This window comes from Litoreibacter sp. JB4-2 (genome assembly GCF_055693445.1).
Genome location: NZ_CM146334.1, coordinates 2,541,294 through 2,566,690, shown reverse-complemented (window position 1 = coordinate 2,566,690; position 25,397 = coordinate 2,541,294). Strand labels below are relative to the sequence as shown.

Genomic DNA, 25,397 nt, shown 5'->3' with positions numbered 1-25,397 from the left:
CTCAAAGCAGGGTCAAAGCGCCGACAAACACCGTGGCCAGCACAAAGCCCAGGATCTTCTGCAGGTGGAAAAAGCTCTCCGCCCATTCATCCCCATGTTCCATCGTTTTATGGGCTTCTTTCAACTCGACTAGCGGCAGGGCGTTCTCCATCGAATACCACAGCTTCTGCGTCGGTCGCTCTAAAATCGGGGCCTTGCTCCGATAGGCCATCAAAATTCCGGCCAACACCAACAGCGAAAACCACGTCAAAAGATGCAAATAGGGCCGCACACCGGTTCCGTGTCCGATAAACCAGCGCGACACAAACAGCCCCAACTTTTCGCTCAAAGGCGTCCCGTCATAGCGACGCTGGTGTTCAAATTTTTCAAACCGAATATCCTCAGCAATCGCGCCCGCGCCCGAAGCTTCTAACGCGACCGCCAATTGTTCAAACGGCTGGGGATCATAACGCGTGCGCCCCAGCCGCTGCCCATCTGAAATCCAACTAATCAGCTGCGCCGATGTCGCATCCGCCATATTGACATCACTCTCGCTCTCTTCCGCGTTCAGGCCCCCGAGCCGTTCATATCGAAATCCGGTCAAATCCGTCGCAACCCAAGTACCGTGATCCCGCTGCCAAGCACCCATCTCCGCCTGCAAAGCATGCACATCCACGTTGCGCAGAATGAGGCGTACATCTGACCCCCAATTTGGTTTTCCATGAATATCTCGCGGTGAGGAAAGAAGCAGCTCATCTTCAATACGTGCTCCTGTCAGGTCAATCTGACCTTCATAGGTGCTTCCAGAAAGTTGTAGATGTCTCCCAATGCGAGCTCCGATCAACGAAACATCATCTTCATATGACCCGCCTCGCAAAAATAGATGTCCTGAAATGACGATACCGTCGGCAGATAAACCTCCGCCAAAGTTGGACTGTTCTGCATTCAAATCGCCGCCAATTTTGGTTCCAGACAAATTTACCAAACCAATGAAGGTAGCGCCGCCGCTTAGAAACAAGGAACCTACTACATCTAGGTTATTGGCGGTGAATCGACCTTTAAACGTCGAGCCGGTCGCTTCAAGGCTGCCTTCAACCTTAGCGGAAGAAAAAATAGTCTCCTTGTGAAAAATTGCCCCGCCTCGCAGAAAAACAGAGCCTGAAACCTTAAGGTCGTTGCCATTGAAATTCCCCTCAAAAATTGAGTCGACCGCATCCAAGCTGCGCCCAATTTTAGCGGAAACAAAGCCTACTTCGTCTTTGAAGGTTGCCCCCCATTCAAAAATGCTGAGCCAGCTAAATCAATACTGTTGGCTTGGAAAGCGCTTTCAAAGGTGGAACCAGTTGCCTCAAGATTGCCCGCTATCTTGGCATTCAAGAAGTCGACCTTTTCTTTAAATATCGCGCCATCGCGCAGAAAAACCGAACCAGAAACGCTAAGCCCACTCGCGCTAAAATCACCTTCAAAAGTGGAGCCAGTCGCTTCAAGATTCTGACCAATCCTCGCGTTTAAGAAATTAACTTTCTCCTTGAAAACAGAACCCCGGCGCAGAAAAACGTAGCCTGCAACGTCGAGGCCACTCGCGTTAAATTCGCCCTCAAAGATCGACCCGGACGCTGCAAGTGTTCCTTTGACCTGCGCACCCGATAAATCCAGCCAAGACTTAAAATGAGACCCATTTCTCATATGAAGGGGGCCATTTAGATCCACCCGATCTGCTTCAATAGCGCGCTCAAAAACGGACTTATTGAACGACAAAAGCCGGTCAAACTTCGCTTCGATCATGTTAACGCCGCTAAGGACATGGCTGTCCCAAAGTGCAAATGACGGCTCAATATGTTTGTAGTTCAGCTGGATTTGGCCAACGATCTGCGCGCACTGAATATGCAATTTGTTGTCGCGAAAAAGCGGGCGGAAGCTCGGATCCCCAAGCAAGCGTGACAAGGCTTGGCCAGAAATCTTGCGGTGGGACGGGACAATCCCTTCGATGTCAGCCGGGTTGCAGGGCAGGTCTTCTGTTTCGTCCCAGTTTCGATGATCGACATACCCGTCATCAAAGCACAGGCTTTCCAGAACCAACTCAAGGCCGTCAGTCCAGACCAGCCCAACCTCATTGATGACCGCATCGATCTTAGCGACTTCATCACCGCTGAGCGCAAAACACCGCGTCAGCTGTTCCAAAACGTCGGTCCAGCCCACGTCCTCCTCTACAACAACAATCGGCTCGATTGTTTGCGTGGTTTGCGCCAACGAAAACAGGGGCCATAGCGAAAGCCAAACAGCTAAAACAAAACGCATCCCAAAATCCCAAGACTTACAATGACGAAAGACTAGGACAGCCACGCGCGTCTGGCCAGATTTTACGGATCCTAAGCGTTATTTTCGCGTTTAATGGCGCCCTGATTTAGAGCTTACCAAATCGTAAAGAAATTTTTCTTTCTCAATAATAACAATACGTAACAAAAACCCCCGCATGCGGGGCGCCTGCGGGGGTTTGGTATTTCAGGTCATTGAGGCTCTCAAACAATCTTCGCTTCCGTCGCCGCCCTCAGCTGCTCCTCAGAGACGCCGTCGGCCAGCTCGAGGATTTTCAACCCGCCCTCGACCACCTCCAGAACGCCGAGGTTGGTGATGATCATATCGACCACCCCTTTGCCCGTCAGCGGCAGGGTGCAGGCTTTCAAAAGCTTGCTGTCGCCATGCTTGTTCGTGTGGTCCATCACCACGATCACCCGGCCGACACCCGCCACCAGGTCCATCGCGCCGCCCATGCCTTTGACCAGCTTTCCGGGGATCATCCAGTTCGCCAGGTCACCGTTTTCAGCGACCTCCATTGCCCCCAGAATCGCCGCCGCGATCTTGCCGCCTCGGATCATCCCAAACGAGGTCGCGCTGTCGAAGTAAGAGGTCCGGTTCAGCTCCGTGATCGTCTGCTTGCCCGCATTGATCAGGTCCGGGTCTTCCTCGCCCTCAATCGGGAACGGGCCCATGCCCAGCATCCCGTTTTCCGACTGCAGCGTGATGTCCTTATCGCCCACATAATTCGCCACCAGCGTCGGGATCCCGATGCCAAGGTTCACATACATGCCGTCTTCCAGCTCCGCGGCGGCCCGCTCGGCCATTTGATTGCGATCCCACATTATGCTGCCCTCGTCGTGCGTTGTTCGATACGTTTTTCATGCGTGCCCTGGATCAAGCGATGCACATAGATGCCCGGCACATGGATCAGGTCCGGGTCAAGGCTGCCCGTCGGTACGATTTCCTCGACCTCCGCCACGCAGACCTTGCCGCACATCGCCGCCGGAGGGTTAAAGTTCCGCGCCGTCTTGCGGAAGATCAGGTTGCCCGTCTCATCGGCCTTCCACGCCTTCACGATGGAAAGATCAGCAAAGATGCCTTCCTCCATAATGTAGGTCTCGCCGTTGAACTCCTTATGCTCCTTGCCCTCGGCAATCACCGTGCCGACGCCGGTCTTGGTGTAAAACCCCGGAATACCCGCACCGCCCGCGCGCATCCGCTCCGCCAGAGTGCCCTGCGGGTTGAACTCGATCTCCAGCTCACCCGCCAGATACTGCCGCATGAACTCGTCATTCTCGCCCACATAGGAGGACATCATCTTGCTGATCTGCCGCGTGTCGAGCAGCTTGCCCAAGCCAAACCCGTCAACCCCGCAATTGTTCGACGCAATCGTCAAACCCGTCACCCCACTCGCCACAATCGCATCAATCAACAACTCCGGGATCCCGCACAAACCAAACCCACCAGCCGCTATCTGAATGTTGTCTTGCAACAAACCGTCAAGGGCTGACGCCGCATCAGCGTAAATCTTATTCATGCCATATCCTCTGTCAGTCTAAGGGCCCGCCACAGCAAAAACGCGCGGCGTGCGCCCTAAAATTCGGGTACCGCCCGCATTTGCCGCCAAAAGCGCATACTGTTCAACCCTAGATACGCCCATCATAGGCATTGCGACCGATGACAGCCGAAATAAGGGTGAAGCTGTCGCGTGCAAAGGCATCTGTGATTGCGGCATTCAGGCTTTCGCGATCATGGCATTCAGCCCCGTAGCCGCCCATCGCCTGCGCCACGGCGGTAAAATCTGTTCCGCCAAATTCGACCCCAAGATTGGGCATTTGGCTGCCGCGCTGTTTCAGTTCGATCAGGCCAAGTTGCTCATCGACAAAGACCACAATAGGCACGCCAAGTTTCAAATCGCGCGCGGTTGCAAGCTCCCCCAGAAACATCTCAAGGCCCGCATCGCCGACGAAGGCAATGACCGGGCGGTCTGGTTCTGCAAGCTTGCGGCCCATTGCCAAAGGCACGGCGCACCCCATCGTACAAAGCGCGGTCGACTGGATCAGCCCCCGTGGCACATCGGCCTGCCAGATCTGCGACAGCACAATCCGATGCGCGCCGCTATCGACAGTTGCAATCGTGCCGGGCGGGCAGGCGTTTCGCGCTGCATCGACAACTGCTGCCGGGCCCCATTCCTCTGATGATCTGAACGCTTCAAGCAATGCCGCTTTGGCCTCCGCCACATCGCCTTCGACCCACGCACGCGTCGCGCCAGACGGGCCAAGCAAGTCAAGTGTTTCGGCAATACCGCCAACAAAATTCAAAGCTGATTGGTGCATGTAATGCGTGTTGCCCTCGGCAGTGATGTCAATCACCTGCTGATCCGGCGTCACAACATCGCGCCATCCCGGGCGCATCTCAATAGGGTCATAGCCCGCCATGATGATACAATCCGACTGCGCCACCAGGGGCAGCAAAATCTTGTCAGCAACCGGCGACAGCCCGGCGCCACCAAGCGCCAAAATGTGATCCTCAGGCAAAATTCCTTTGGCCTTGTAGGTCGTGATCAGCGGTATATTTCGACCCTGACAAAAGCCAGCAACTGCCTGCGTATTCGTGTCGTCTAACGCATCAACACCTGCAATCACCAATGGTCGTTTGGCCGCTGCTAACCATTCATCGGCTTGCGCGAGCGGCCCCGGCGCCGGCACCATCGCCGCCTCGGGTTGGTGGCGTGGCTGTATCCAGTCTGTGCGGGTCTCCCGTTGGACATCAATCGGGATATCTAGCATCACAGGGCCCGGCCGCCCCGACGTCGCAATTTTCAAGGCCTTGTCGATCAGAATGCCCGCGGTCCCGGATTCGACCCTAAAGCTAGCTTTAGTGACAGGTCTAAGCATCGCGACATGATCAAAAACCTGATGTGTGTAGGTATGCGCATCCGTCGCCGGAACGCATCCGGTCAAAACAATCAGCGGCACGCGATCTTGCCAAGCATTGGCGATTGTATTGGCCGCGTTTGCGATACCCGGCCCAATTGTCGCGAACAACACCCCTGGTGCGCCGGTAGCATGATAAGTGCCCTCAGCCATGAACCCGCCAGAATTTTCATGCTTAACCAAATTCACCGACAGACCCGCGCGGTCCAGCGCATCCATGATCGCCAGGACTTCGCCACCGGGGATCCCAAACGCATATCGTGCGCCAGCCGCATAAAGCTGTTGCCCAATGATGTCTGCCGCCGTTGGCTGCGTGTTCAAATCTTGGGTCATGGCGCTATGTTTCTCCGCAAATCTAACCGGGATTTTCGGCACGCTAAAGCCTGCGCTTTGGAAGCTCCAGCAAATTGCGGTCGACGCGAGAGGAGCTCACAACGACGTGAGAAAACAGGTCCGGTTCGCCTACACTAAATCTTAAATTCTGTGTCTTACGTCGGTTTCATGAAGCCTGAGACGCCAGATGTCGCGATTCCGAATGTTGACTTGGAAGACAGCGTTCCACTTTCGGTGTCGCATATCATCGTGGTGATCGCCTCCTTTCTGCTGACAATCACGGCGTGGCAACTTTCAAAGAACCAAATTAGTTCTCGCGTGGAAGCCCGGTTCGAAACCGCAGCCGACCGCTCTATCGGGCTTTTGCACGACCGGATGGAACGCTATGAGGACGCGCTTTGGGCCGGTGTCGCCGCAATCGATGCGCATGGTGAAACGGTCCCGCATTCCGAATGGACACGTTTTGCCGACAGTTTGCGGCTCCCCGAACGATATCCCGGCATTAATGGGATCGGTGTCATTCGGTTTGTGCCATCCGACGAACTCTCACAGTTTGAGGCTGAGCAGCGACGTCAACAGAGGCAATTCTCGGTCTACCCCAAACACACGCAACCGCTTGCGATGCCAATCACTTACATTGAACCGCTTGCCATGAACCGCGCCGCGCTGGGCTTGGACGTGGCCCATGAGGAAAACCGACGTACTGCCGCACTTGCAAGCCGGGATACAGGTGCCGCACAAATCACCGGTCCGATCATTTTGGTGCAGGATGAAAGCAATACACCGGGCTTTTTGTTCTACGCCCCGTTTTATCGAAACGGCCGCCCATCAGACATGAAGACCCGTCAAGACAGCGCCTTAGGGGCTGTCTACGCGCCGTTCATCGTTCAAGAGCTTATGGAAGGCCTTTTGGCCAAATCCAACCGCGATGTGCGTTTCAGCATCCGCGACGAAAGCACCTTGATTTATGATGAACACAGCGATGAAGATCCACAAAACGATCCCAATCCAATGTTTCGGCGCGACTACAATTTGGATCTATACGGCAGAACTTGGACGCTTGACATAGCGACCAACCTGAACTTTCGGAACCAGAATTCCTATGTTCAGCCAAATGTCGTTCTCTTTGGCGGGCTAGTGATCGAGGGGCTGATTGTCGTCATCCTTTTTGTGATGACCCGCGCTAATAAAAAAGCACGAACCTATGCCCGAAAAGTGACCGCGGCGCTGCGCCGCGAAAAGGAAAAGCTCGCCGCCACCAACCAAGAACTGGAGCAATTCGTCTACGTCGCATCCCACGATCTGAAGACCCCAGTGCGCGGGATTGGGGGGCTCACCGAAATGATCCAGGAGGATTTGGAAGACTATACGCGTTCCGACATCGCGAAGCCCGAAGTTGCCCATAATTTGACCCGTATTCTGGAGCGCGTAGACCGGATCAATGCGCTGACTGACAGCATCATCGAGTTCTCAAAGATAGGCCATGACGCCACCTTTTCAGACCACGTCGTCTCGTCAGAAATCGAACACATGCTACGCTTGGACTTCAATCTGAGCGAAGAGCGCATGCAGTTCACTTCAGATGTCGCATCCGTGCGGTTCGACAGCCGCAATTTCATACGGATTCTGGAGAATCTTGTTGGCAATGCTGTCAAATATCACCACCAACCAGATGCTCTGAAAATAGATGTTTCCATTCGAGACCTAGGGAACTCTCTCGCCGTCACTGTGATTGATAACGGGCCCGGTATTCAAAAGGCGTTCCAGACCAAGGTATTCGAGCCGTTTCAGACCTTGGTCGACAAACCAACGCCCGGCAGCACTGGCATAGGGCTGGCCTCAGTCAAGAAAACCGTCGAGCAGCACGGTTTTAAAGTGCAGCTTACCTCCAACAATGGTCAGGGCTGCCGGTTTGAATTCCAATGGCCCAACCCAATTGAAACACCCACTACATTGCAAAAGGACGCAGCATAGATGCAGGACCAACCGAATATTCTGTTGGTGGACGACAACGATTTGGACGTCGAAATCCTCCAACGCGGATTCACAAAAGCCGGGATGAAGGGCGCCGTCACGCGCGCGCGTGATGGTCTCGAAGCGCTTGATTTATTGAAGAAACATGCGAGCCAACCATCCCTGCCGGAGCCTTTCGTCATTTTGCTTGATATCAATATGCCGCGTATGAACGGGCATGAATTTCTCGAAGAAATGCGGGCGACATCTGGCATCTCAACACACCAGGTCGTTGTGTTCAGCACATCCAGCAGTGCTACGGATGTCAACAAGGCCTACCAAAACCTTGCGAACGGCTACTTCGTCAAACCCAACTCATCAGCCGCACTGTACGACATGCTGGAAGCCATCAAGCAGTATTTCGTCCATTGCGAACTTCCAACATCACAGCACGTGCACTGATGTTCAGAAACACTCGGGGGTAAGGACAACATGGCGGACCAAGATTATTTTTTCGACAGCATTATGATTGTCGACGACGATGAGCTCGACCAGGTCGCATGTCTTCGCGCCTGCAAGAAGGGCAATATTTCCAGAAAGACGATTGCATTCAAAACAGTCGAAGCCGCTTTGACATACCTCACCCATCCAACATCTAAGCAGCCGGATTTGCTGCTGATGGATGTTAATATGCCGCGCATGAATGGTTTGGAATTGTTGGAGCGGGCGCATGATAATCTCGCAAAAAAACACGTCAACGTTGCCCTAATGCTGGCTTGCCCCCTGCCGCGCAGTTTGCACCAGCGCGCTGTTTCGAACCCGAATATTAAGGCGTTTGTGAAAAAACCACTTCGCGAGCATACCATGATCGAGTTGGCCCAGTCTTTGTTGGTGACCGAAGCTGCATCGCCTCAAACGAGCGATAGGTCCGACGTCACGAGGGGCGCAATCTAAATGTCCGTTGGTCAAGATACACTTGATGAATTTATCTACATCGTTAGCCACGATGTCCGCGCAAGCCTACGCGCCCTGCGTGAGGTCCCCAATTGGATCGCCGAAGATATCGTGGCCGAGGGGCATTCGCTCAGCGACAACACGCGTCAAAACGTCGAGCTGCTGACAAAACACGCCCGCAGGCTCGACCAAATGATGGAAGATTTGCTAACCTATTCGCGCGCCGGGCAAAGCGTTGACTCAGCGGAAACCCATATGGGCGCAGCGCTTGACATGGCGCTAGAGAAATTTCCTCTCCCTGATGGGTTTGAACTGACCGTGGATCTGCCTACGGAACCCACTCATGTCGCACAGAGTGAACTGGTTACACTGTTGTCGGCTCTCATCTCAAATACAATCATTCATCATACTGGCAAGCACGGAAAAATCTCTGTCTCTGCGTCAATTGACAACGGTTCGCTCTACATCGATGTGATTGATGACGGCCCAGGAATTAGTCCCAATGACAGGGATCGCGCGCTGAAAGTCATGTCGTCTTTGAACGCAAGTAGCTTGTACCAGAGAACGGGTATGGGGCTTCCGATATCTCAAAAAATAGCTGAGCGCTACGGTGGGTCTTTGTCGCTGCACACGGCCCCCAACGAAAGGGGCCTCCATGTTCATGTCGAACTAGCGCAAAAGCAAAGTGAACATGTTTGCTAAAACCCTCCTCAAATTGAATCCTAAACGGCATCGATCTTTAGACCCTTTTTGTAGAATTGAGCTACTTCAAATGCGAAAGCAAAGGTAAGAAAATGAATAGCGTAAAGAGTGTAAGCATTGAGCAAGCAACGCCCCCAACCCCGCAGATGATCCATGCACTGTTGGTTGATGATAGTGAATTTGACCGCAAGCATATCAAACGTCTCAGCGCGCAATCTGACCTCAACATCCATGTCGTCGAGGCAGGCTCTCTCGACGAGATGAAGCAAAACCTGGCGTCATCAGAATTCGACCTGATCCTACTGGACTATAACTTGCAAGATGGCGACGGGCTTGATGCATTAAACTTCCTGCACACACACGACCGGCCAACCAAAGCTGGCGTTGTTGTCATCACAGGCGACAATCAGACAGACATCGCCGTCTCTGCCTTCCGGGCCGGTTGCCACGATTTTGTGTCAAAGGACACAATGTCGCCTGCGGTGATCAAAGACGCGATCTTAAGGTCTTTGAACGGCGCAAACTCTCGAGCACCAGAGCCCGACGTCGATCTTGAATCGAAAATCGAAACACTAATTGTCAAATCCATTGAAGGAACGCTGCGCGACACCGTCATGCTGCAAAACCAAGTCGGAAGGCAGAATGTGGTTAACGCCTTCATTGCAGAAGATGACCATGTGAAACTTGTCGAATATCTCAACGCGCTTGATGACGACGACGATTCTTTCAATTTCCACAACTAGGGCTAGGTCGCTCAAGGAAGTCTTAGCGTTCCCGCTAAAACTGCTTTTGACGCCCTGCGATCAGGTTGCGTTGCTGCGTTATTGAATATCCATCGCAAAGCAACTATCCCCCGACAGGGCAATACAGGAATTTTTGAATGGCCAACCACTTACATGTCGGCGACCTTCCCGGTGATCTAGATCTGGGCGCTATCGTTGCCATTGACTGTGAAACGATGGGGTTGAACCCGCGTCGAGACAGGCTTTGTGTTGTCCAACTGTCGGGCGGCGACGGCGATGCACACTTGGTTCAGATCCGACTCGGCCAGTCAGAGGCCCCAAATCTGTGCAGACTTCTGGTTGACCCAAACGTTCTGAAGCTTTTCCATTTTGGTAGGTTCGATATTGCGGCAATGTTCAATGCATTCGGCGCGCTGACGGCGCCCGTTTATTGTACAAAGATCGCTTCTAAGATGGTCCGCACCTATACCGACCGGCACGGTTTGAAATACCTGCTTCAAGAGCTCACGGGTGTCGACATTTCAAAGCAGCAGCAATCCAGTGATTGGGGCGCATCTGAGCTTTCGAAAGCCCAGCTAGACTATGCTGCGTCTGATGTTTTGTATCTGCATGAACTAAAACAAAAGCTCGACATCATGCTCGCACGAGAGGGGCGAACAGAAATGGCCCAAGCCTGTTTCGACTTCCTGCCAATGCGCGCACGCCTGGATTTGGCAGGCTGGCCAGAAACTGATATTTTCGCGCATTAAGTCAGCAGTGTAGGACAAAATGACCAAAAGCGAGCTTATGAACACCGGCCGCCGCGTCATTGCGCGTGAGGCGGAGGCCTTGGAGCTGCTCGGTCAGTCCCTCGACGAGAATTTCGTAAAAGCCGCACAAGCCCTGATGTCCACAAAGGGCCGGATCATCGTAAGCGGCATGGGCAAATCTGGCCACATCGCGCGAAAAATCGCGGCAACATTTGCCTCAACGGGCACGCCCGCACATTTCGTGCACCCGGCCGAAGCCAGCCACGGCGATCTTGGAATGATGGCGGTTGGCGATGTTGTGTTGTTGCTTTCGAACTCTGGTGAGACACCGGAGCTATCAGACGTGATTGCCTACACACGTCGCTTTGGGATCCCGTTGATTGCAATCGCAAGCCGAGCTGGATCGACATTGATGACCCAAGCCGACATTGCCTTGCTGCTTCCACAGGCGGAAGAAGCCTGTGGCACCGGCATCGTCCCAACAACCTCAACCACCATGACACTCGCGCTCGGCGATGCGCTCGCGATTGCGATGATGGAATCGCGCAAATTTACGCCAGAGAATTTTCGCGAATTTCACCCAGGTGGCAAACTTGGCGCAAAGCTCGCAAAAGTGTCCGACATCATGCATGTCGGCGATGATTTGCCAACCTGCGCGCGCGGCGACGCAATGGCAGACGCGCTTATCGAAATCAGCCAAAAAGGGTTCGGCGTCGTGGCCGTTCTGAATGAAGATGGAACCTTGGCAGGTATCATCACAGATGGCGACTTGCGCCGCCATATGGATGGCTTGCTTGACCAAACTGCCGAGGCCGTGATGACACCAAACCCTAAAACTGTGCCCGGCAATGCTCTTGCTGAACAGGCGGTGCGGCTCATGGATGAAGGGCAAATCACCTCGCTCTTCGTCACCCGCGTCGAAGAGGACGCGACCCCAGTTGGTTTGATCAAGCTCCAAGACTGCCTCAGAGCAGGCGTGATTTAATGGCGGTCGCGGACAACAGCTATTCCCGTTTTGTCCAATTCGCTAAAATCGCTTTGCCACTTCTTGCATTGGGATTGCTGTCGACCCTTTTCCTGTTTTCGCGCTCGATCAACCCAGAAGACGCGATCCCGTTTGTTGAAGAAGACGCCGAAAGCATCGCCAAAACACAGCGCCTGGCAGCACCAAAATTTTCTGGCGTCACATCCGATGGCGCACGCGTGACGGTCACCGCCGATTACGCGACGCCGAATGCCAGCAACCCGAAAAAAGTCGTCATCACAAATGCAATGGCATCCGTCGTGTTAGACACTGGCACCGAACTAACCGCGACGGCGACCGCGGCTGACTATGACGGCGACGCTAACTTGATGACGCTACGCGGCATGGTCGATATCACCACCTCAAACGGGTATCGTCTGCGCTCTGAAAAACTGACCGCGTCTTTGACCGAAACGCAATTCACCTCGCCTGGTCCGGTCATAGGTGATGCCCCCGCAGGGATTTTGACCGCCGGTAGAATGGAATTGACAGCACTGAACGGTCGTCAGGTTCTGGTTTTCAATCAAGGCGTAAAGCTGGTATACGAGCCAAAGAATTAGAGGGTTCCATGACGTTATTTCGCTCTTTCATACTCATTTGCGTCACACTTTGCTGCGCAGCCACTGCGGTATTCGCCCAAGGCGCAACCGTGGCATTTGGCGGTTTGAAACATGATGCATCGCTGCCGGTCGAAATCACCGCCGATGAGCTAACGGTCGATCAATCCTCAGGACAGGCCACGTTCAGTGGAAATGTCGTCGCGGGGCAGGGAGAAATGCGGTTAAGCGCAGGCCAGGTTCAAGTAAAATACGCAACGACGAATGGCGAAGTGACGGGCCGGATTGATCAGTTGATCGCGACGCAAGGCGTGACGCTTGTAAACGGAGCAGAGGCGGCCGAGGCCAAAGAAGCGATTTACTACGTCGGCCAGTCGCAAATTGTCATGTCTGGCGACGTCATTTTGACCCAAGGGCAAAACGCTCTGTCGGGCGAACAGTTAACCGTCGACCTGACAAATGGCAGCGGCAAAATGACGGGCCGCGTGAAAACGATCTTCCGCAGTGGGGGCACCGACTGATGGCGACCGCGCCAAACTTTCAGGTGACGGAAGGTCTTTCGGGCCTCAAAATCCATGGGCTGCGGAAAAATTACAAAAGACGGCCCGTGATCCGTGATGTATCGCTCGACCTTGCGCGCGGCGAAGTCGTCGCCTTGCTCGGTCCAAACGGGTCCGGCAAAACCACCTGCTTTTACTCTATCGCCGGCCTCGTAACGCCGGAGGCGGGAACAGTCACGATTGACGGTCGCGACGTGACCCTTTTGCCAATGTATCGCCGGGCGAAAATGGGCATTGGCTATCTGCCGCAAGAGATGTCGATCTTCCGTGGCCTAAGCGTCGAGGACAACATCCTCGCCATTCTGGAGATCGCAATTCGCGATCGCACCAAACGCCGCGAACGTTTGGAAGAGCTTTTGAACGAGTTCTCGATCGGTCATTTACGGCGTGCGCCCGCTCTTTCACTGTCGGGCGGTGAGCGCAGACGCGCCGAAATCGCCAGATGCCTCGCGGCCGACCCAAAATACCTGCTTCTGGATGAGCCATTTGCCGGCGTCGACCCGATTGCGGTGGGTGAAATTCGGGGCCTCGTGTCTGATCTTAAGAAACGCGGGATCGGAGTGCTGATCACAGATCATAACGTGCGCGAAACGCTCGAAATCGTGGACCGCGCCTATATTTTGCACGATGGGCACGTACTGATGAGCGGAACAACCGAAGAAGTGGTTAAGGACGAAAACGTACGACGCGTGTATCTGGGCCAGAACTTTCGAATTACCTGAAATTCGCGGAACCAAGCACGAAACCGCGACGTTTTTCGACACGACTCAGTTGACTCAAGGCCCCCTCCTACCGCCAAATGGGGTCAATGACATCGCGAACCTCCTTGGTTTTGGCCATACCTATTTTGAACGGCCCTGCGGAAACGCCCACTCTCTGGGCGCATGTCATTGATCAACCAAAATCTTCAATACATGCGGCAGGTCCCGACCAGCCAAGTGTCGAATAAAGGAGACGCCATGCGCTACCAGATCAGCGGCAAACAAATCGATATCGGAGAAGCACTTCAGAGCCATGTTCAACAGGAACTCTCTGGAATGTTGGGAAAATATGCGGGTCGCCCGACCGATGCGACAGTCGTCTTTTCAAAAAGCGCGCATGAATATGTCTGCGAAGCCACCGTCCATCTCAGCACTGGGTTAACGACTCAGGCCAAGGCCCATGAAACCGAAATCTATGCCGCCTTTGACGGGTGTTCCGAGAAGATGGACAAACAGTTGCGCCGCTACAAACGCAGGCTGAAAGATCACCACAAAGAACGCTCACAACCAGTTGAACTCTCGGAAGCTTCCTCCTATATCCTCGCCGGAACAGCAGATTCGGAAGAGAGCGAACCAGACACGCTGCAACCTATGATTGTTGCCGAAATGGAAACTAAGATTCCATCGCTTTCTGTCGGCGAAGCTGTTATGCAAATGGAGATTGCGGGGGCCCCTGTGCTGGTATTCCGCAACGAGGGAAACAAAGGGATCAACGTCGTGTACCGGCGTGAAGACGGTAATGTCGGCTGGATCGATCCTTCCAGCACCAACTGACGGCCTTGCGCCGTAATTTGAGAGCGGTCATGAAAATTAACGACATTCTGCAACCCGGCTCAGTTCGGAGCGTGTCCTCTATTTCCAGCAAGAAGCGGCTGTTTCAGGAACTGTCTGAAGTCGCTGCCTCTTGCTATGACCTTTCTCAGTCCGATGTGTTTGATGCGTTGCAAGACCGTGAAAACCTTGGGCCCACCGGTGTGGGTCAGGGCGTAGCGCTGCCACATGCCCGCATCGATAGCCTGGACCATGTTGTTGCGGTGTTTTTGCGCCTCGATAAACCTGTCGATTTTGATTCCGCAGACCGGCAGCCTGTCGATCTGTTTTTCTGTTTGTTGGCGCCCAGCGACGCAGGTGTTGAACATTTGAAAGCGCTCGCCTTGGTCTCGCGCACACTCAGACAACAGCAAATTTGCGCCAAGCTACGCGCCAATGACGACGCAACCACCTTGCTCACGATCCTGACCGATACCGAAAATAGTCAGGCAGCTTAACTTTGCGCCCAATCGGTAAAGCCGAAATTTATATAGTCTTTGCGATACGCCTGTCGGCACAAGCGCTCTAGCTCCGGATCATAGACCTGTGCCAAGGAAAATGGCGAAGCCTCCTCTGGAATATGAATATCCGGCGCGTCATATCCGATATCCTGCGCCAAGCGACCCAGATCGCGGTGCAGATCAGTGTCCCGGATCAAAAGATCGGGCGATTGGACCGATGAAATACCTTCCAGAACCGAAGACTGGGTGGCCCAGCGTGGCTCAACCCGCAGACTGGTTTGACCAGCAAGATGGCCTTTCAGAAATGAAAGAAACGTTCCGAAACTAGAACGATGGGCGTCTAAATCTTGGACCGATTGCGGAGGCGTCTCAACCCCGTAACGCTTGGCCATCACACACCGCGCAACGGCAAAGTCTTCATCCTCATGGGACAAAATCTTGTCGCAAAACGCATGGTACGCGCGCGCAAAAGGGTGACGCACCGCTGTAAAGCTCCGGTGGCCCGGGTGCGCTTTTTTCCAAACCCGCAAATCCTTCTGTGAAAAACCGCTTTGCAAATCCGCAGGCGTTGCGCCATCCAACTGTGCAAGCCAGCCAGCAAGCTGATGTTCCAATCCATTCTCTATGGGAAGGTAAATCAGCGGCGCAGAGGGCGCGACAAGATAGCCCGGCACTCCAGGTCCACGTCTTGGTTCAAAATTCGGCAGTTCCGACAGAGCGAAATGGTCAACCGCAGACAGCGCAGAGACCATATCTTCATAGTTCGCGACTTTGTCTCGCAGACCACCAGGATTTTGCTTTTTCGTTTTGTTAGACACTGATTTGATACGATCTTCAGCACCAAGATATGCCGCGAGCCCGTTCAGAACCTCAACATCACCAACGTCTTCATAAGCGATGTAGAACGCCGCTTGGCCGCTTGCTTGAAGTTGGCGCAAAACCTTCTCCTGAAGCTGGCGCCTGGCGCCCAATTCCTTTCGAAATTCTGTGTTATCAAACGTGATCTGTGCCTCGCGGCGCTGGCGCATATCCGACAGTTTCCATTGCCCAGTTGCGGCAGCGATTTTCAACGAAACGTAGCTGTCCAAAGGGTTTCGCGTCAGAACGATTTTCGCGCATTCCCGGTCGTTGAGAACATGGTCTAGAACACGCGCATCATGGTCACGGAACAATCGAAATCCGGCCAAGCCATCCGTGTTTTCCCGCAGAGCATCAAGCAGCGCTAGCGGCTCAGCCTCCCGCGCATCCAACCCAATCCCGAACAGGGCATCCTTATTGTGTTGCCCCACGAAATGCGGATTAAACACCTCGCCATAGCTCGAAATGCCCTCAAAACTGTTCAAGCTCGCCTCAAGGAAATTAGAGCCGGTTCGCATTTCAGCGAGGATCACAAAAGACGTAAACCGCATCTATTTCACCAAATAAGGACGCGACCCGCTCGCCGCATCCGACAGGGTATCCTGATCAACAACAGGGAAATCACCCATCAAATACGGGCTCATCCCCTGATTTTTGAGTTCCTGCAAAAATTGTCCAAAGCCTGTAAGATCCGCCATCTTCGGCACTTCTTTCAAACGACGCTGCGCGCCGCCGCCCAATTCATCTAGCAACATCTGAAGCTTCTCCATTGGGTCCTCGATAAATTCCGCAAGGCTCCACATATTCACGCGCGCTTTCACCCAAGTCAGCTTGAGCGTCTCAAGATACTTCGCTTCGATGCGCTGCAAATAAGCCGCCTCACGGCGGATATCCTCAAATGAGCGTTGAGAATGGAAAAGCGGGATCGCCCATGCGCCTGTGATGATCGAAATCTGGGCATTCTGGTCTGCGACGAAAAACTCCGACACATCTTGCGCGTCATGTGGTCCGAACATGAAGCATTGATGTTCCCCGCGCGTGTTCCAGATCAGGTTCGTAAGAAAGGATTCCGGATTGTAGTCACGCAGCGAAGCACTGTTAGACAAGCATCCGTTAAAGAGCGGCTCATCGCCCGTAAATTCGACCTTTTCCTTCGAAAAAAGATGCCCATGAACGCGGTTGCCGGTGCGCCTGCTCAACCAGGCCTCAAAATCTTCAAAGAGGTAGTCAAACCCCTGAAACACAGAATACCGGCTCGCCGTGCGACTGGTTTCCAACCCGACACCCGGATAGCGCCCTTGCATGTAAAGCCCCGACCGTCCGCGCGTGCGACGTTCCGTGGCCCTGGAAAACAAGCGGTCAATCTTAAGTGGGTTGGGTTCAACACGCTTTAATCCACGATCCGCCGGTGCCAGGAAGGTGCTGTAGAGCTGCTCTGCCTCTGGCCAAATTTTGCGCGCCACAAAGCAGTCAGAGCGCCGCAAAAGTTGCATATGATCATCATAGAAAACATGCGGCTTCCCTTGGAAATCAAATTTCGACAGTGTCAGTGATCTGCTCTCAATTGAGCTGGAATAGAGCCTTGCAAGCGTTTGAAAGTAACTTTCGTCAGGGATCCAAACGCGTTTGAAATAAGTCTCAAACTCCTCACGCCGGGGGCTCTTCAAGATCGCCGTCAAGGTCGCCCGGCTGAGACACCACCACTGAGACCCAAGATGTGGGACCATCCCGTCCGGGATCTTGCGTCGCATCTTCAACCGACGCTGCAGTTCAACATAGCGGTCAAACAATCGCCGCTGGCGTTTCCATGAGAACGGAAACCGCAAGGTGAACCGTTCTCGATCAAGGCCGCCAACAGTCCAATCGACCTCATCAGTCATCACAGATTCAACAAAATCAGTCTCAGGGCGTTCATCCAGATAGCTCTGCAATTCCTCGATTGGTCGCAAAGGCAGGCACGACCCACTCGACAGGTAGACATGGCTGACATGCTCAAACCGGTCGAGCATCATCTCGCTTGCAGTTTGTGTCGCGCTGACAATGCTCCAGCTGCCCCAATCGCAGGCGTGCCGCTCCGAAAAGAGCACATTTTCGCAATCGGAGAGTTTACGCTTCAACCAATGATATTCCTCATCAGCCACACGAAGATCGACATGGATGACAATGGGTTTTCCGTGATCATGCAAATGCCGTGCAACCTGCGCGGCGCGGTCCAGCGCCTCATGAACCAGCATCACAAACCCGACGCTCATGCCCAATTTCCTTTTGACATAAGCCCTAAAATCTCAAGCTGTCGCCAATTGATATAGCGCTCTGACCATTGGCACCAAAGATCAGGATTTTCGTCCAATTTCTGATTGTAGGCCTGATACTCGCGGCTATTCGCATAATGCTGTTGCCGCTTCATTTCTTCCGACGATTTATCGCCAAAGGTATCAAGAAACTTTGCATGCAACAGGCAGCCCGAGGTCTTCTCACCGCCCTTCGCATCATAAACCAGGTTCAACCCTCGCGGTAAAAGCATGTGAGTTGAGCTAAGATAGACATAGCTGCGGTGCCACTTCACCAGCGGAATTTTGTTCATCGCCGGTGCGTGTTTCGCATCCTCCGCGAAAAACTGCCGCGCACGTGGCCCACCTTGAATCCACAGGTTCCAGTAATACGGATTGCGTTCGATTGTGTAGTTGCCGCTGTCGAACCACGGCGCGATCTCGATAGGGTCCTCACCCTCCTCATACACAACCGAATTGATCGGACCCTTTGGGTACATATCCAACATTAGACATCCAAAAGACCGGATCGACGACGCATCCAACCAATCCGTTAACGCGCGAATGGGTCGGGTATCGCAAAACGAATAGACGAAAAACTCATCTGCATCGACCGTCAGGCACCAATGGTCATGTCCGTATAGACGCTGTAACCATTGCATCCAATCGACCCCAAACCGGGCCTTTTTGTAGCTATGAGTGGAATAGAACAGCGACACATCAGCCTGTGCTTTCAGGTACTCGGTCGTCCCGTCATTGGATCCGTTGTCGACGAAGAAAAAATGGTCAACGCCGAGTTCACGGTAATATTTGATGAAGTACGGAAGTCGCCTTCGCTCATTGCGCAGCGTGCAAAACAACAAAACATCAGTGGGGGCGATTTGCGCAGTGCGGTCGACAAGAGTTTGCACCTCCCGCCGCTTGCGGAAAGCACGCAGTCGATATCGCAGACGCTCCCGCCGCAATCGATGTCGTTCCAGCAACTTCACGTTCTTTGCTCAGGCCTCTTATTTCGGCGCCACCGCCGCGTATAACATCCGTTTGGCGAAACAATGTGCCTCAATTATGATTTATTGTCTCAAATATTAAAGAGAATTGAAAAAACGTCATATTTCTATCACGTCCAGCCACCTGATCGGATCAATCCCAGCGTTTCCAGCTGTTCAGGCCCCTCGTAGCGTTGCGCGCCCTCAAACCATAAGGTCGGGTTTTCGGACAGAGCGTCATAAAAGTCGTCAAACTGAACGCTGTTGGTAAAATGCTCGCCACGGCGCTTTTCGATACCCGCACGCGCAACGCTCATCGGCAGAAATTTCGTGTGCACCAGCGCCAAGCTGGGTTGAAGGTTGCCTTTGGCATCAACATAAGCCTCGTTCATCCGCGGCGGCAGCATCGAATGCGTCGAATTCACGTAAACATATCCCGGGCGCCACCTGACCAGCGGAATCTTATTCAGTGTCGGCGACTTCTCCGGCGCATCTTGAAAAAACACGCGTTCCCGCATCCCGCCCTGCACCCAAAGATTTTGCATCGGCCTCTGACGACGAGCGCGGTATGGGCCAGCATCAAAATGGGTCAAAACCTCCAATGGGTCATCACCGCTACTAAACTGTGTGCCACCAATCCGACCTTCGGGATACAGCTCGACCATGAGCCCACCAAGGGTTGGCAATTCTTGCGACGTCATCCAATTCGTCAAGCCACCAAAATAGACCCTATTCATGCCCGAAAAGGCGATATGTTCATCCATATCTACCGTGACGCACCATCGACCGGACCCGTATCTGCGCAGCAGATAATTCATCCAATCCATGCCGAACCGAGCCTGTTTGTAACTAGCGCCAGTGCGCCAAATCGAACAATCCACCTCACCCAACACCAGATCAGACGAACCGTCATCGCTGTCGTTGTCTACAAAGACAAACCCAGTCGCGCCCAATGCGCGGTAATGCCTCAGAAAGGCGGGGAGCCGCTCGATCTCGTTTCGAAAGGTGCAAAACACGATGATAGACTGCGCATCAAACGCATCCGTGTTGTCTTGAACCAGTTTCAGCGAATGCCGGGACCGAAACGCGCGCCACAAGAACCTGCGACGCTTCCACCGCATACGGTACCCATCCAAGGCGCGCCTCCAAAAAGCACGCGGCGGCAAGACCGCGTTACTTGTCGTAATGCCCGTTTTGGTGCCATCGCCAGGCATCGCTCACCATCGCTTCCATCGTCGAGCGCGTCGGCGTCCAGCCAAGTTTTTCACGCGCTGCGTCACTACCAGAAACAAGCTTAGTGCAATCGCCCGGCCTGCGCGCGCCTTCAATGATCGGCACCTCGCGATTTGTGATCGTGCTACTGCTATCAATTACCTCACGCACCGAAAATCCGCTGCCTGTGCCAAGGTTGAACGCGGCGCTGCCTTTGCCGTCAACCAACCATTTTAGACCCAAAACATGGGCCTCGACCAAATCCATCACATGAACATAGTCGCGAATGCAGGTGCCATCAGGCGTATCATAATCCGTCCCATAGATCGTCAGTGCGTCGCGTTTTCCATCGACCGCATCCAGAACCAATGGAATGAGATGTGTCTCAGGTTGATGAAATTCGCCAACCTCCCCATCCGGATCCGCACCCGCGACGTTGAAATACCGAAAAATCACATGCTGCAAGCCGTGGCTGGCTTCGAAATTCTCCAAAATGTCCTCTATAGCGCGTTTGGATGCGCCATAGGCATTAATCGGCGCTTGCGGGCTGTCTTCAGTCAAGGCCACTCCATCCTGTTCGCCATAGGTGGCGCAAGTCGACGAAAAAACGAAGTTTTTGCATCCAGCAGCAACGCTTGCCTCTATCAGGGTCAGCGACCCAATGACGTTATTGCGCCAATATAGACCCGGATCCGCCATGGATTCACCGACCTGGCTAAACGCCGCAAAATGTAGGATGGCTTCTGGTTGATGCGTCGCAAAAATCTCGTCCAAGCGCGCCCGATCCTGCAAATCGGCCTGCTCGAACGGACCGAATTTCACAGCATCCTTCCAACCGGTGGACAGGTTATCGACAGTGACCGGAACGTAGCCCGCCTGCGCCAAAACCTTGCACGCATGCGAGCCAATATAGCCAGCGCCGCCGGTCACCAATACTTTCGTCATTCCACCAGAGCCTTTTGGGACTATTCGGCCGCCTGCCGCATCGAGACCATTTCGTCCAGATAGGAGCCAAATTCGTCCCTCAGCTCTGCACGCGCAAGGCCAAATGCCACAGTTGCTTGCAAATAGCCCGCTTTAGAGCCGCAATCAAAGCGTTGTCCGCGGAAACGGTAGCCATAAACGCCGCGGTCGCTTTCAATTTCCTGCGCGATAGCATCGGTCAATTGAATCTCACCACCCGCGCCCTTTTTGATCTTGTTGAGGTTTTTCAACACATCAGGCGTCAGAATGTAGCGGCCAATCACGGCCAGGTTCGACGGCGCATCTTCGAGCTTGGGTTTTTCAACCATGCCGTTCACCGACACAATTGATCCCATGTCTTCGCGCACATCCAAAACACCGTAAGACGGCGCTTTTTCTGGCGGAACTTCCATTGCGGCTACCATACAGCCACCGGTCTCGGCATGTGCTTCGACCATTTGTTGCAAACAAGGCGTTTCCGCCGCGATCACGTCATCCGGCAAGATCACTGCGAAAGGCTCATTGCCGATCAAGCGACGGGCGCACCACACAGCATGACCAAGGCCCAGCGCCTTGTACTGGCGCATGTACGCGATCGCACCGCTTTCCATATTGGTATTTTTCAGCGCAGCCAGCAGGTCTTTCTTGCCCTTCTTGCGAAGCGAGGTTTCCAGCTCTGGCGCGTGATCGAAGTAGTCCTCAAGCGCGCCTTTGCCGCGCGAGGTTACAAAAATGAATTCCTTAATTCCGGCGGCCCGCGCCTCGTCAATCGCATATTGGATAAGCGGTCGGTCCACCAAAGTCATGATCTCTTTCGGGATCGATTTGGTTGCAGGCAAAAAACGTGTTCCAAGCCCCGCGACGGGGAAAACAGCTTTCGTTACTTTGCGTTTCATTCTGGCCTCAATATTAAGAGTCTACGCTGATATCATTAATCAGGTCGTTAATCGCGAAACATCACGTCATATTTGTGACCGGTGTACCATAATCTTAGGCGATTATGTGTCACGGGGAAACAAACGGGGATTATCCCAGTCCCATCTCACGCATCATTTTTTCTAAGCGAGGAACGTCCTCAGGGTTATTCAATTCCCAAAACTGTCGGTCACGGGCGTCTACTTCGACGCATAAAATCACGTGGCCGTTCTCTAAAAATCTAAGTTGTTCAAGGCCTTCAAGCGATTCGAGCGATCCAACCTGCCACGATATATACTCGGACAAAGCCTGTGGTCGATAGGCATAAACGCCAACATGGTGGAACACCGGCGTGACATCGCTATCGGCGTAATCTTGCGACGTAAACGGGATCACTTCCTTCGAGAAATACAAAGCATGTCGATTCGCATCAAAAACCGCGGTCGTCCCACCAACGCGCCCGGCGCGGCGATCTTCCAGAAATCCATTTAACGCAGCACCATCGGTTGCCAAAACCGGGGTCGCCACCATGCTCGCCGGATCCTTTTGCATTCCGTCAACAAGCGCCTCGATAAACCAGGCGGGCGTCAAAGGTGCGTCACCTTGAAGGTTCACCACAATATCATAGCCGCCGCCAAGCGCATCGTGCGCCTCGGCGCAGCGTTCCGTCCCATTGGCGCAATCGGGGGACGTCATCACAACCTCAGCCCCAAACCCCTCAGCCACATCCTTGATGCGATCATCATCGGTCGCGACAACAACGCGATCTATGCCCGAAACCTCCATCGCCGCCCGCCAGGAGCGCTCAATCAGAGTCTGTTTCTGCCCAGAAGCCCCTTCAAGCGCTACCAAAGGCTTGCCCGGATATCGAGTCGACGCATAGCGGGCAGGGATGATGATAATGACCGACACTAGGCAGACTTCAATGTCACGCCCGGCGCATATGCAATGAAGAACGGGTTTTCATAAATGGGCTTGCCATAGGTGAAGACCGAATGGTCATCAAAGCGAACAACCGACCCACCAGCACCGCGCAAAACCGCGTCGCCGGCAGCCGTGTCCCATTCCATCGTGCGCCCCAGACGCGGGTACAAATCCGCCTCACCCGTCGCCACCAGGCAGAATTTCAAAGACGACCCAGCACCCGTCATGTCGGCAACAGCGTATTTATTGATGTAGTCATCCGTCGCTTGGTCGCGATGCGATTTTGACGCCACAACAATCAGCGCGTCATTGTCAGGCGTCTTCACCGAAATTGCTTTTGTTAGACCCTGTTTTTCAGCATCAAACGGCCCTTCTTCTTCCATCGACACGCCGCTCGCGTCAGTGAAGAATAGCCGGTTCTTCGCCGGGGCATAAACGACGCCACGCGTCGGTGTACCATTCTCCACCAAAGCAATATTCACCGTGAAGTCGCCCCGACGTTTCACAAACTCTTTCGTGCCATCGAGCGGGTCCACTATAATGAAGTCTTTCGCGCTCTCAGAATGGCTGGCGGCCTGTTCCTCGGTCACCACCAAAATGTCCGGGAACGCTTTGGCCAAACCGGCTGAGATATGCGCGTCCGCCGCTTCATCCGCCGCTGTCACAGGGCTGTCATCCGATTTTGACTTCACTTCAAAATCGTCGGAATTGTAGATATCCATAATGATGTCACCCGCCTCCAAGGCGAGCGTGCGAAATACGGTGGCGATTTTTTGATAATCCATAGGGCCTCATCAGCGTCCGAGTTGCTTTGCAATTTGGGGCCCCTTATGATGTGTCCCTAACCAAACGGCAAGATTTCTGACCTAAGATCAGACACCGAAGGCAAAAGGCAGGCAAAAATGTTCAGGACGGAAGAACGCAGTTCGCATTTCCGCTCGGCGCTCGGGCTGTCAGAGCTGATCTATTTCTCGACCGTCCGGCAAATCAGAAAAACCCATCGCAATGCCTTCGTGGGGCTTGCCAGCAACGTGTTCCAAACCGTTGTCTTTGTCGCAGCATTCTATCTGATGTTTACCGTTCTTGGCATGCGCGGCACCGCGATCCGGGGCGATTTCATCCTGTATTTGCTGTCCGGCATTTTCCTCTTTCTAACCCACACAAAAGCCGTCGGCGCAGTCATGAGCTCGGAAGGCCCGACATCCGCGATGATGAAACACGCGCCGATGAACACTGCGATTGCCATTACATCGTCCGCTTTGTCCTCACTCTATCTGCAAGTGCTGTCAGCCGCGCTGATCTTGTTTTTCGTGCATGTCGCCTGGCACCCGGTTGTCTTTTACAAGCCGATCCCAACTGTCGGCATGTTCCTGGTCGCTTGGTTCACAGGTGTCGCAGTCGGCATGGTGTTCTTGGCCATCAAACCGTGGTTTCCCGGTGTCGCGCAGACCCTACAGATGGTCTATAGCCGCGCCAACATGATCGCGTCGGGCAAAATGTTTGTTGCCAACACTATGCCCGGCTACATCCTGGCCTTTTTCGATTGGAACCCACTGTTTCATGCGATCGACCAAGCGCGCGGATTTGCATTCATCAATTACAACCCGCATTTCAGCTCGGTCAGCTACCCGATCTATGTTGGCATCGTTTTGATCATGATTGGCCTGATGGGCGAATTTTACACTCGCAAGCACGCATCCATCAGCTGGATGGCCGGGCGCTAAAACTTAACCGGCAACCCGCATCGTCAGGTTCAACCGACCGCCTTGCTTCAACAGTGAGGACGAACCAAATCGGATCCGGTCGATCCCGTGAAACGCCAAGCGGGCCGCGCCGCCCATCACGACCACATCGCCGGATCGCAGCCAAATGCTCTCCGTTTTGCCTCCGCGGGTAGTATTGCCCATCCGAAACAGCGCCTCGTCCCCAAGCGAGACAGACACGACCGGTCGGTCAAAGTCACTCTCACCCCGATCCTGGTGCATCCCCATTTTGGCCGTATCGCTATAGTAGTTCATTAGACAAGAATCCGGGCGCGTTTGTACCTCGGACACCGCCTCCCAAATCTTCAGCAAGGCCTGTGGGATCGGGGGCCATGGCCTGCCGTTTGGGTGACGCGGTCCATATTGATAGCCGCGTTGATCCGGAACCCAGCCCAGCTGCCCAAACGAGGTGATCCGCACCGACATGCGTTTGCCGCTGGACAAAATCGGCTGAAAGGGCGGCGTATCCGCAATCGCCGCCCGCAGCTCCCCCACAAGGCTTTGCTGTTTGGCAAGCGTTAAGAATTCTGGATAAATTTTGAATCCGCGAAGTTCGATAGGGCCCTGCATGGCCTCACCTAAGGGTCCCACGCCCGGGAGCTCAAGAAAATTGGTTAAATTCCGAGTCTTTTCAGCAATTTCCTGTCCAAACGCGCCTTGCAGCACCTGAGCCCCGTACCTATATA

At 53.8% G+C, this 25,397-nt stretch carries 27 protein-coding genes; 13 read left to right on the top strand and 14 right to left on the bottom strand.

The genetic code is table 11. The annotated features are described in order from the left end of the window. Window position 1 precedes the first annotated feature (1 nt). The 5 genes from ACZ1G7_RS12745 to ACZ1G7_RS12725 form a co-directional block, all read right to left on the bottom strand. Entirely contained in the window at window positions 2-1,198 is a 1,197-nt protein-coding gene (locus tag ACZ1G7_RS12745) for a hypothetical protein (protein WP_472659767.1), read from the bottom strand. A 29-nt stretch (window positions 1,199-1,227) separates the two neighbouring features. Next, on the bottom strand, window positions 1,228-2,322 hold the full coding sequence (locus tag ACZ1G7_RS12740; protein WP_472659766.1) for a hypothetical protein: 1,095 nt from the start codon (window positions 2,320-2,322) through the stop codon (window positions 1,228-1,230). A 176-nt stretch (window positions 2,323-2,498) separates the two neighbouring features. Next, window positions 2,499-3,122, bottom strand: a complete 624-nt coding sequence (locus tag ACZ1G7_RS12735; protein ID WP_472663648.1) for a 3-oxoacid CoA-transferase subunit B — start codon at window positions 3,120-3,122, stop codon at window positions 2,499-2,501. Beyond that, window positions 3,119-3,814: a CoA transferase subunit A gene (locus ACZ1G7_RS12730; protein ID WP_472659765.1), complete on the bottom strand. Its 696-nt coding sequence runs from the start codon at window positions 3,812-3,814 to the stop codon at window positions 3,119-3,121. Before ACZ1G7_RS12730 ends, ACZ1G7_RS12735 begins: the two co-directional genes overlap by 4 nt. A gap of 109 nt (window positions 3,815-3,923) precedes the next feature. Next, window positions 3,924-5,546 carry a thiamine pyrophosphate-binding protein gene (locus tag ACZ1G7_RS12725; RefSeq protein WP_472659764.1) on the bottom strand — a complete coding sequence of 541 codons (1,623 nt, stop codon included), beginning with the start codon at window positions 5,544-5,546 and terminating at the stop codon, window positions 3,924-3,926. 168 nt (window positions 5,547-5,714) lie between these two features. Here ACZ1G7_RS12725 and ACZ1G7_RS12720 point away from each other — a divergent pair, with 168 nt between their 5' ends. The 12 genes from ACZ1G7_RS12720 to ACZ1G7_RS12665 all read left to right on the top strand — a co-directional run bounded on the left by ACZ1G7_RS12720 (window position 5,715) and on the right by ACZ1G7_RS12665 (window position 14,817). Continuing rightward, window positions 5,715-7,520, top strand: coding sequence for a CHASE domain-containing protein (locus ACZ1G7_RS12720; RefSeq protein WP_472659763.1), 1,806 nt, complete (start codon window positions 5,715-5,717; stop codon window positions 7,518-7,520). Then, window positions 7,521-7,961 (top strand): response regulator, encoded by a 441-nt coding sequence (locus tag ACZ1G7_RS12715; RefSeq protein ID WP_472659762.1) that lies wholly within the window; start codon window positions 7,521-7,523, stop codon window positions 7,959-7,961. Window positions 7,962-7,991: 30 nt separating this feature from the next. Continuing rightward, window positions 7,992-8,453, top strand: coding sequence for a response regulator (locus tag ACZ1G7_RS12710; protein ID WP_472659761.1), 462 nt, complete (start codon window positions 7,992-7,994; stop codon window positions 8,451-8,453). Beyond that, entirely contained in the window at window positions 8,454-9,155 is a 702-nt protein-coding gene (locus tag ACZ1G7_RS12705) for a sensor histidine kinase (RefSeq protein WP_472659760.1), read from the top strand. Window positions 9,156-9,247: 92 nt separating this feature from the next. Beyond that, on the top strand, window positions 9,248-9,898 hold the full coding sequence (locus tag ACZ1G7_RS12700) for a response regulator (RefSeq protein ID WP_472659759.1): 651 nt from the start codon (window positions 9,248-9,250) through the stop codon (window positions 9,896-9,898). A gap of 137 nt (window positions 9,899-10,035) precedes the next feature. Beyond that, window positions 10,036-10,647 carry a ribonuclease D gene (locus ACZ1G7_RS12695; RefSeq protein WP_472659758.1) on the top strand — a complete coding sequence of 204 codons (612 nt, stop codon included), beginning with the start codon at window positions 10,036-10,038 and terminating at the stop codon, window positions 10,645-10,647. A 19-nt stretch (window positions 10,648-10,666) separates the two neighbouring features. Beyond that, on the top strand, window positions 10,667-11,632 hold the full coding sequence (locus ACZ1G7_RS12690) for a KpsF/GutQ family sugar-phosphate isomerase (RefSeq protein WP_472659757.1): 966 nt from the start codon (window positions 10,667-10,669) through the stop codon (window positions 11,630-11,632). After that, window positions 11,632-12,231, top strand: a complete 600-nt coding sequence (gene lptC, locus ACZ1G7_RS12685) for an LPS export ABC transporter periplasmic protein LptC (protein WP_472659756.1) — start codon at window positions 11,632-11,634, stop codon at window positions 12,229-12,231. The genes ACZ1G7_RS12690 and lptC overlap by 1 nt, the downstream gene beginning before the upstream one ends. Window positions 12,232-12,239: 8 nt before the next feature. Next, entirely contained in the window at window positions 12,240-12,749 is a 510-nt protein-coding gene (locus tag ACZ1G7_RS12680) for an LptA/OstA family protein (RefSeq protein ID WP_472659755.1), read from the top strand. Further along, complete coding sequence (gene lptB, locus ACZ1G7_RS12675; protein WP_472659754.1) at window positions 12,749-13,510, top strand: LPS export ABC transporter ATP-binding protein; 762 nt, start codon at window positions 12,749-12,751, stop codon at window positions 13,508-13,510. Before ACZ1G7_RS12680 ends, lptB begins: the two co-directional genes overlap by 1 nt. A 237-nt stretch (window positions 13,511-13,747) precedes the next feature. Next, complete coding sequence (gene hpf / locus ACZ1G7_RS12670; RefSeq protein WP_472659753.1) at window positions 13,748-14,323, top strand: ribosome hibernation-promoting factor, HPF/YfiA family; 576 nt, start codon at window positions 13,748-13,750, stop codon at window positions 14,321-14,323. A 29-nt stretch (window positions 14,324-14,352) separates the two neighbouring features. Continuing rightward, window positions 14,353-14,817 (top strand): PTS sugar transporter subunit IIA, encoded by a 465-nt coding sequence (locus ACZ1G7_RS12665; RefSeq protein ID WP_472659752.1) that lies wholly within the window; start codon window positions 14,353-14,355, stop codon window positions 14,815-14,817. Here the strand turns inward: ACZ1G7_RS12665 and ACZ1G7_RS12660 are convergent. The 8 genes from ACZ1G7_RS12660 to cysQ all read right to left on the bottom strand — a co-directional run bounded on the left by ACZ1G7_RS12660 (window position 14,814) and on the right by cysQ (window position 23,733). Then, on the bottom strand, window positions 14,814-16,229 hold the full coding sequence (locus tag ACZ1G7_RS12660; protein WP_472659751.1) for a sulfotransferase family 2 domain-containing protein: 1,416 nt from the start codon (window positions 16,227-16,229) through the stop codon (window positions 14,814-14,816). The genes ACZ1G7_RS12665 and ACZ1G7_RS12660 overlap by 4 nt on opposite strands. After that, a complete protein-coding gene (locus ACZ1G7_RS12655) occupies window positions 16,230-17,930 on the bottom strand; it encodes a DUF5927 domain-containing protein (RefSeq protein ID WP_472659750.1) in 1,701 nt (566 codons plus the stop codon). Further along, window positions 17,927-18,937 carry a glycosyltransferase family 2 protein gene (locus tag ACZ1G7_RS12650; RefSeq protein WP_472659749.1) on the bottom strand — a complete coding sequence of 337 codons (1,011 nt, stop codon included), beginning with the start codon at window positions 18,935-18,937 and terminating at the stop codon, window positions 17,927-17,929. Before ACZ1G7_RS12650 ends, ACZ1G7_RS12655 begins: the two co-directional genes overlap by 4 nt. A 128-nt stretch (window positions 18,938-19,065) precedes the next feature. Beyond that, a complete protein-coding gene (locus ACZ1G7_RS12645; RefSeq protein ID WP_472659748.1) occupies window positions 19,066-20,055 on the bottom strand; it encodes a glycosyltransferase family 2 protein in 990 nt (329 codons plus the stop codon). 52 nt (window positions 20,056-20,107) lie between these two features. After that, window positions 20,108-21,091 carry a UDP-glucose 4-epimerase GalE gene (gene galE / locus ACZ1G7_RS12640; protein ID WP_472659747.1) on the bottom strand — a complete coding sequence of 328 codons (984 nt, stop codon included), beginning with the start codon at window positions 21,089-21,091 and terminating at the stop codon, window positions 20,108-20,110. A gap of 20 nt (window positions 21,092-21,111) precedes the next feature. Beyond that, a complete protein-coding gene (galU, locus tag ACZ1G7_RS12635; protein WP_472659746.1) occupies window positions 21,112-22,005 on the bottom strand; it encodes a UTP--glucose-1-phosphate uridylyltransferase GalU in 894 nt (297 codons plus the stop codon). Between the two features lie 130 nt (window positions 22,006-22,135). After that, a complete protein-coding gene (gene kdsB, locus ACZ1G7_RS12630; protein ID WP_472659745.1) occupies window positions 22,136-22,936 on the bottom strand; it encodes a 3-deoxy-manno-octulosonate cytidylyltransferase in 801 nt (266 codons plus the stop codon). After that, a complete protein-coding gene (cysQ, locus tag ACZ1G7_RS12625; protein ID WP_472659744.1) occupies window positions 22,936-23,733 on the bottom strand; it encodes a 3'(2'),5'-bisphosphate nucleotidase CysQ in 798 nt (265 codons plus the stop codon). The genes kdsB and cysQ overlap by 1 nt, the downstream gene beginning before the upstream one ends. A gap of 117 nt (window positions 23,734-23,850) precedes the next feature. Here cysQ and ACZ1G7_RS12620 point away from each other — a divergent pair, with 117 nt between their 5' ends. Then, window positions 23,851-24,672, top strand: a complete 822-nt coding sequence (locus tag ACZ1G7_RS12620; protein ID WP_472659743.1) for an ABC transporter permease — start codon at window positions 23,851-23,853, stop codon at window positions 24,670-24,672. Between the two features lie 3 nt (window positions 24,673-24,675). On the opposite strand, the gene ACZ1G7_RS12615 is transcribed toward ACZ1G7_RS12620, so the two are convergent. Then, entirely contained in the window at window positions 24,676-25,281 is a 606-nt protein-coding gene (locus tag ACZ1G7_RS12615) for an alpha-ketoglutarate-dependent dioxygenase AlkB family protein (RefSeq protein ID WP_472659742.1), read from the bottom strand. Window positions 25,282-25,397: the final 116 nt, after the last annotated feature.

Coding starts and splice junctions, on each gene's coding strand:
- galU (WP_472659746.1), bottom strand. CDS start 22,005: ATGAAACGCAAAGTAACGAAAGCTGTTTTCCCCGTCGCGGGGCTTGGA.
- ACZ1G7_RS12730 (WP_472659765.1), bottom strand. CDS start 3,814: ATGAATAAGATTTACGCTGATGCGGCGTCAGCCCTTGACGGTTTGTTG.
- ACZ1G7_RS12620 (WP_472659743.1), top strand. CDS start 23,851: ATGTTCAGGACGGAAGAACGCAGTTCGCATTTCCGCTCGGCGCTCGGG.
- galE (WP_472659747.1), bottom strand. CDS start 21,091: ATGACGAAAGTATTGGTGACCGGCGGCGCTGGCTATATTGGCTCGCAT.
- ACZ1G7_RS12615 (WP_472659742.1), bottom strand. CDS start 25,281: ATGCAGGGCCCTATCGAACTTCGCGGATTCAAAATTTATCCAGAATTC.
- ACZ1G7_RS12710 (WP_472659761.1), top strand. CDS start 7,992: ATGGCGGACCAAGATTATTTTTTCGACAGCATTATGATTGTCGACGAC.
- ACZ1G7_RS12645 (WP_472659748.1), bottom strand. CDS start 20,055: ATGCGGTGGAAGCGTCGCAGGTTCTTGTGGCGCGCGTTTCGGTCCCGG.
- ACZ1G7_RS12720 (WP_472659763.1), top strand. CDS start 5,715: ATGAAGCCTGAGACGCCAGATGTCGCGATTCCGAATGTTGACTTGGAA.
- lptB (WP_472659754.1), top strand. CDS start 12,749: ATGGCGACCGCGCCAAACTTTCAGGTGACGGAAGGTCTTTCGGGCCTC.
- lptC (WP_472659756.1), top strand. CDS start 11,632: ATGGCGGTCGCGGACAACAGCTATTCCCGTTTTGTCCAATTCGCTAAA.
- cysQ (WP_472659744.1), bottom strand. CDS start 23,733: ATGGATTATCAAAAAATCGCCACCGTATTTCGCACGCTCGCCTTGGAG.
- ACZ1G7_RS12700 (WP_472659759.1), top strand. CDS start 9,248: ATGAATAGCGTAAAGAGTGTAAGCATTGAGCAAGCAACGCCCCCAACC.
- ACZ1G7_RS12705 (WP_472659760.1), top strand. CDS start 8,454: ATGTCCGTTGGTCAAGATACACTTGATGAATTTATCTACATCGTTAGC.
- ACZ1G7_RS12715 (WP_472659762.1), top strand. CDS start 7,521: ATGCAGGACCAACCGAATATTCTGTTGGTGGACGACAACGATTTGGAC.
- ACZ1G7_RS12680 (WP_472659755.1), top strand. CDS start 12,240: ATGACGTTATTTCGCTCTTTCATACTCATTTGCGTCACACTTTGCTGC.
- ACZ1G7_RS12655 (WP_472659750.1), bottom strand. CDS start 17,930: ATGAGCGTCGGGTTTGTGATGCTGGTTCATGAGGCGCTGGACCGCGCC.
- ACZ1G7_RS12665 (WP_472659752.1), top strand. CDS start 14,353: ATGAAAATTAACGACATTCTGCAACCCGGCTCAGTTCGGAGCGTGTCC.
- hpf (WP_472659753.1), top strand. CDS start 13,748: ATGCGCTACCAGATCAGCGGCAAACAAATCGATATCGGAGAAGCACTT.
- ACZ1G7_RS12690 (WP_472659757.1), top strand. CDS start 10,667: ATGACCAAAAGCGAGCTTATGAACACCGGCCGCCGCGTCATTGCGCGT.
- ACZ1G7_RS12660 (WP_472659751.1), bottom strand. CDS start 16,229: ATGCGGTTTACGTCTTTTGTGATCCTCGCTGAAATGCGAACCGGCTCT.
- ACZ1G7_RS12725 (WP_472659764.1), bottom strand. CDS start 5,546: ATGACCCAAGATTTGAACACGCAGCCAACGGCGGCAGACATCATTGGG.
- ACZ1G7_RS12695 (WP_472659758.1), top strand. CDS start 10,036: ATGGCCAACCACTTACATGTCGGCGACCTTCCCGGTGATCTAGATCTG.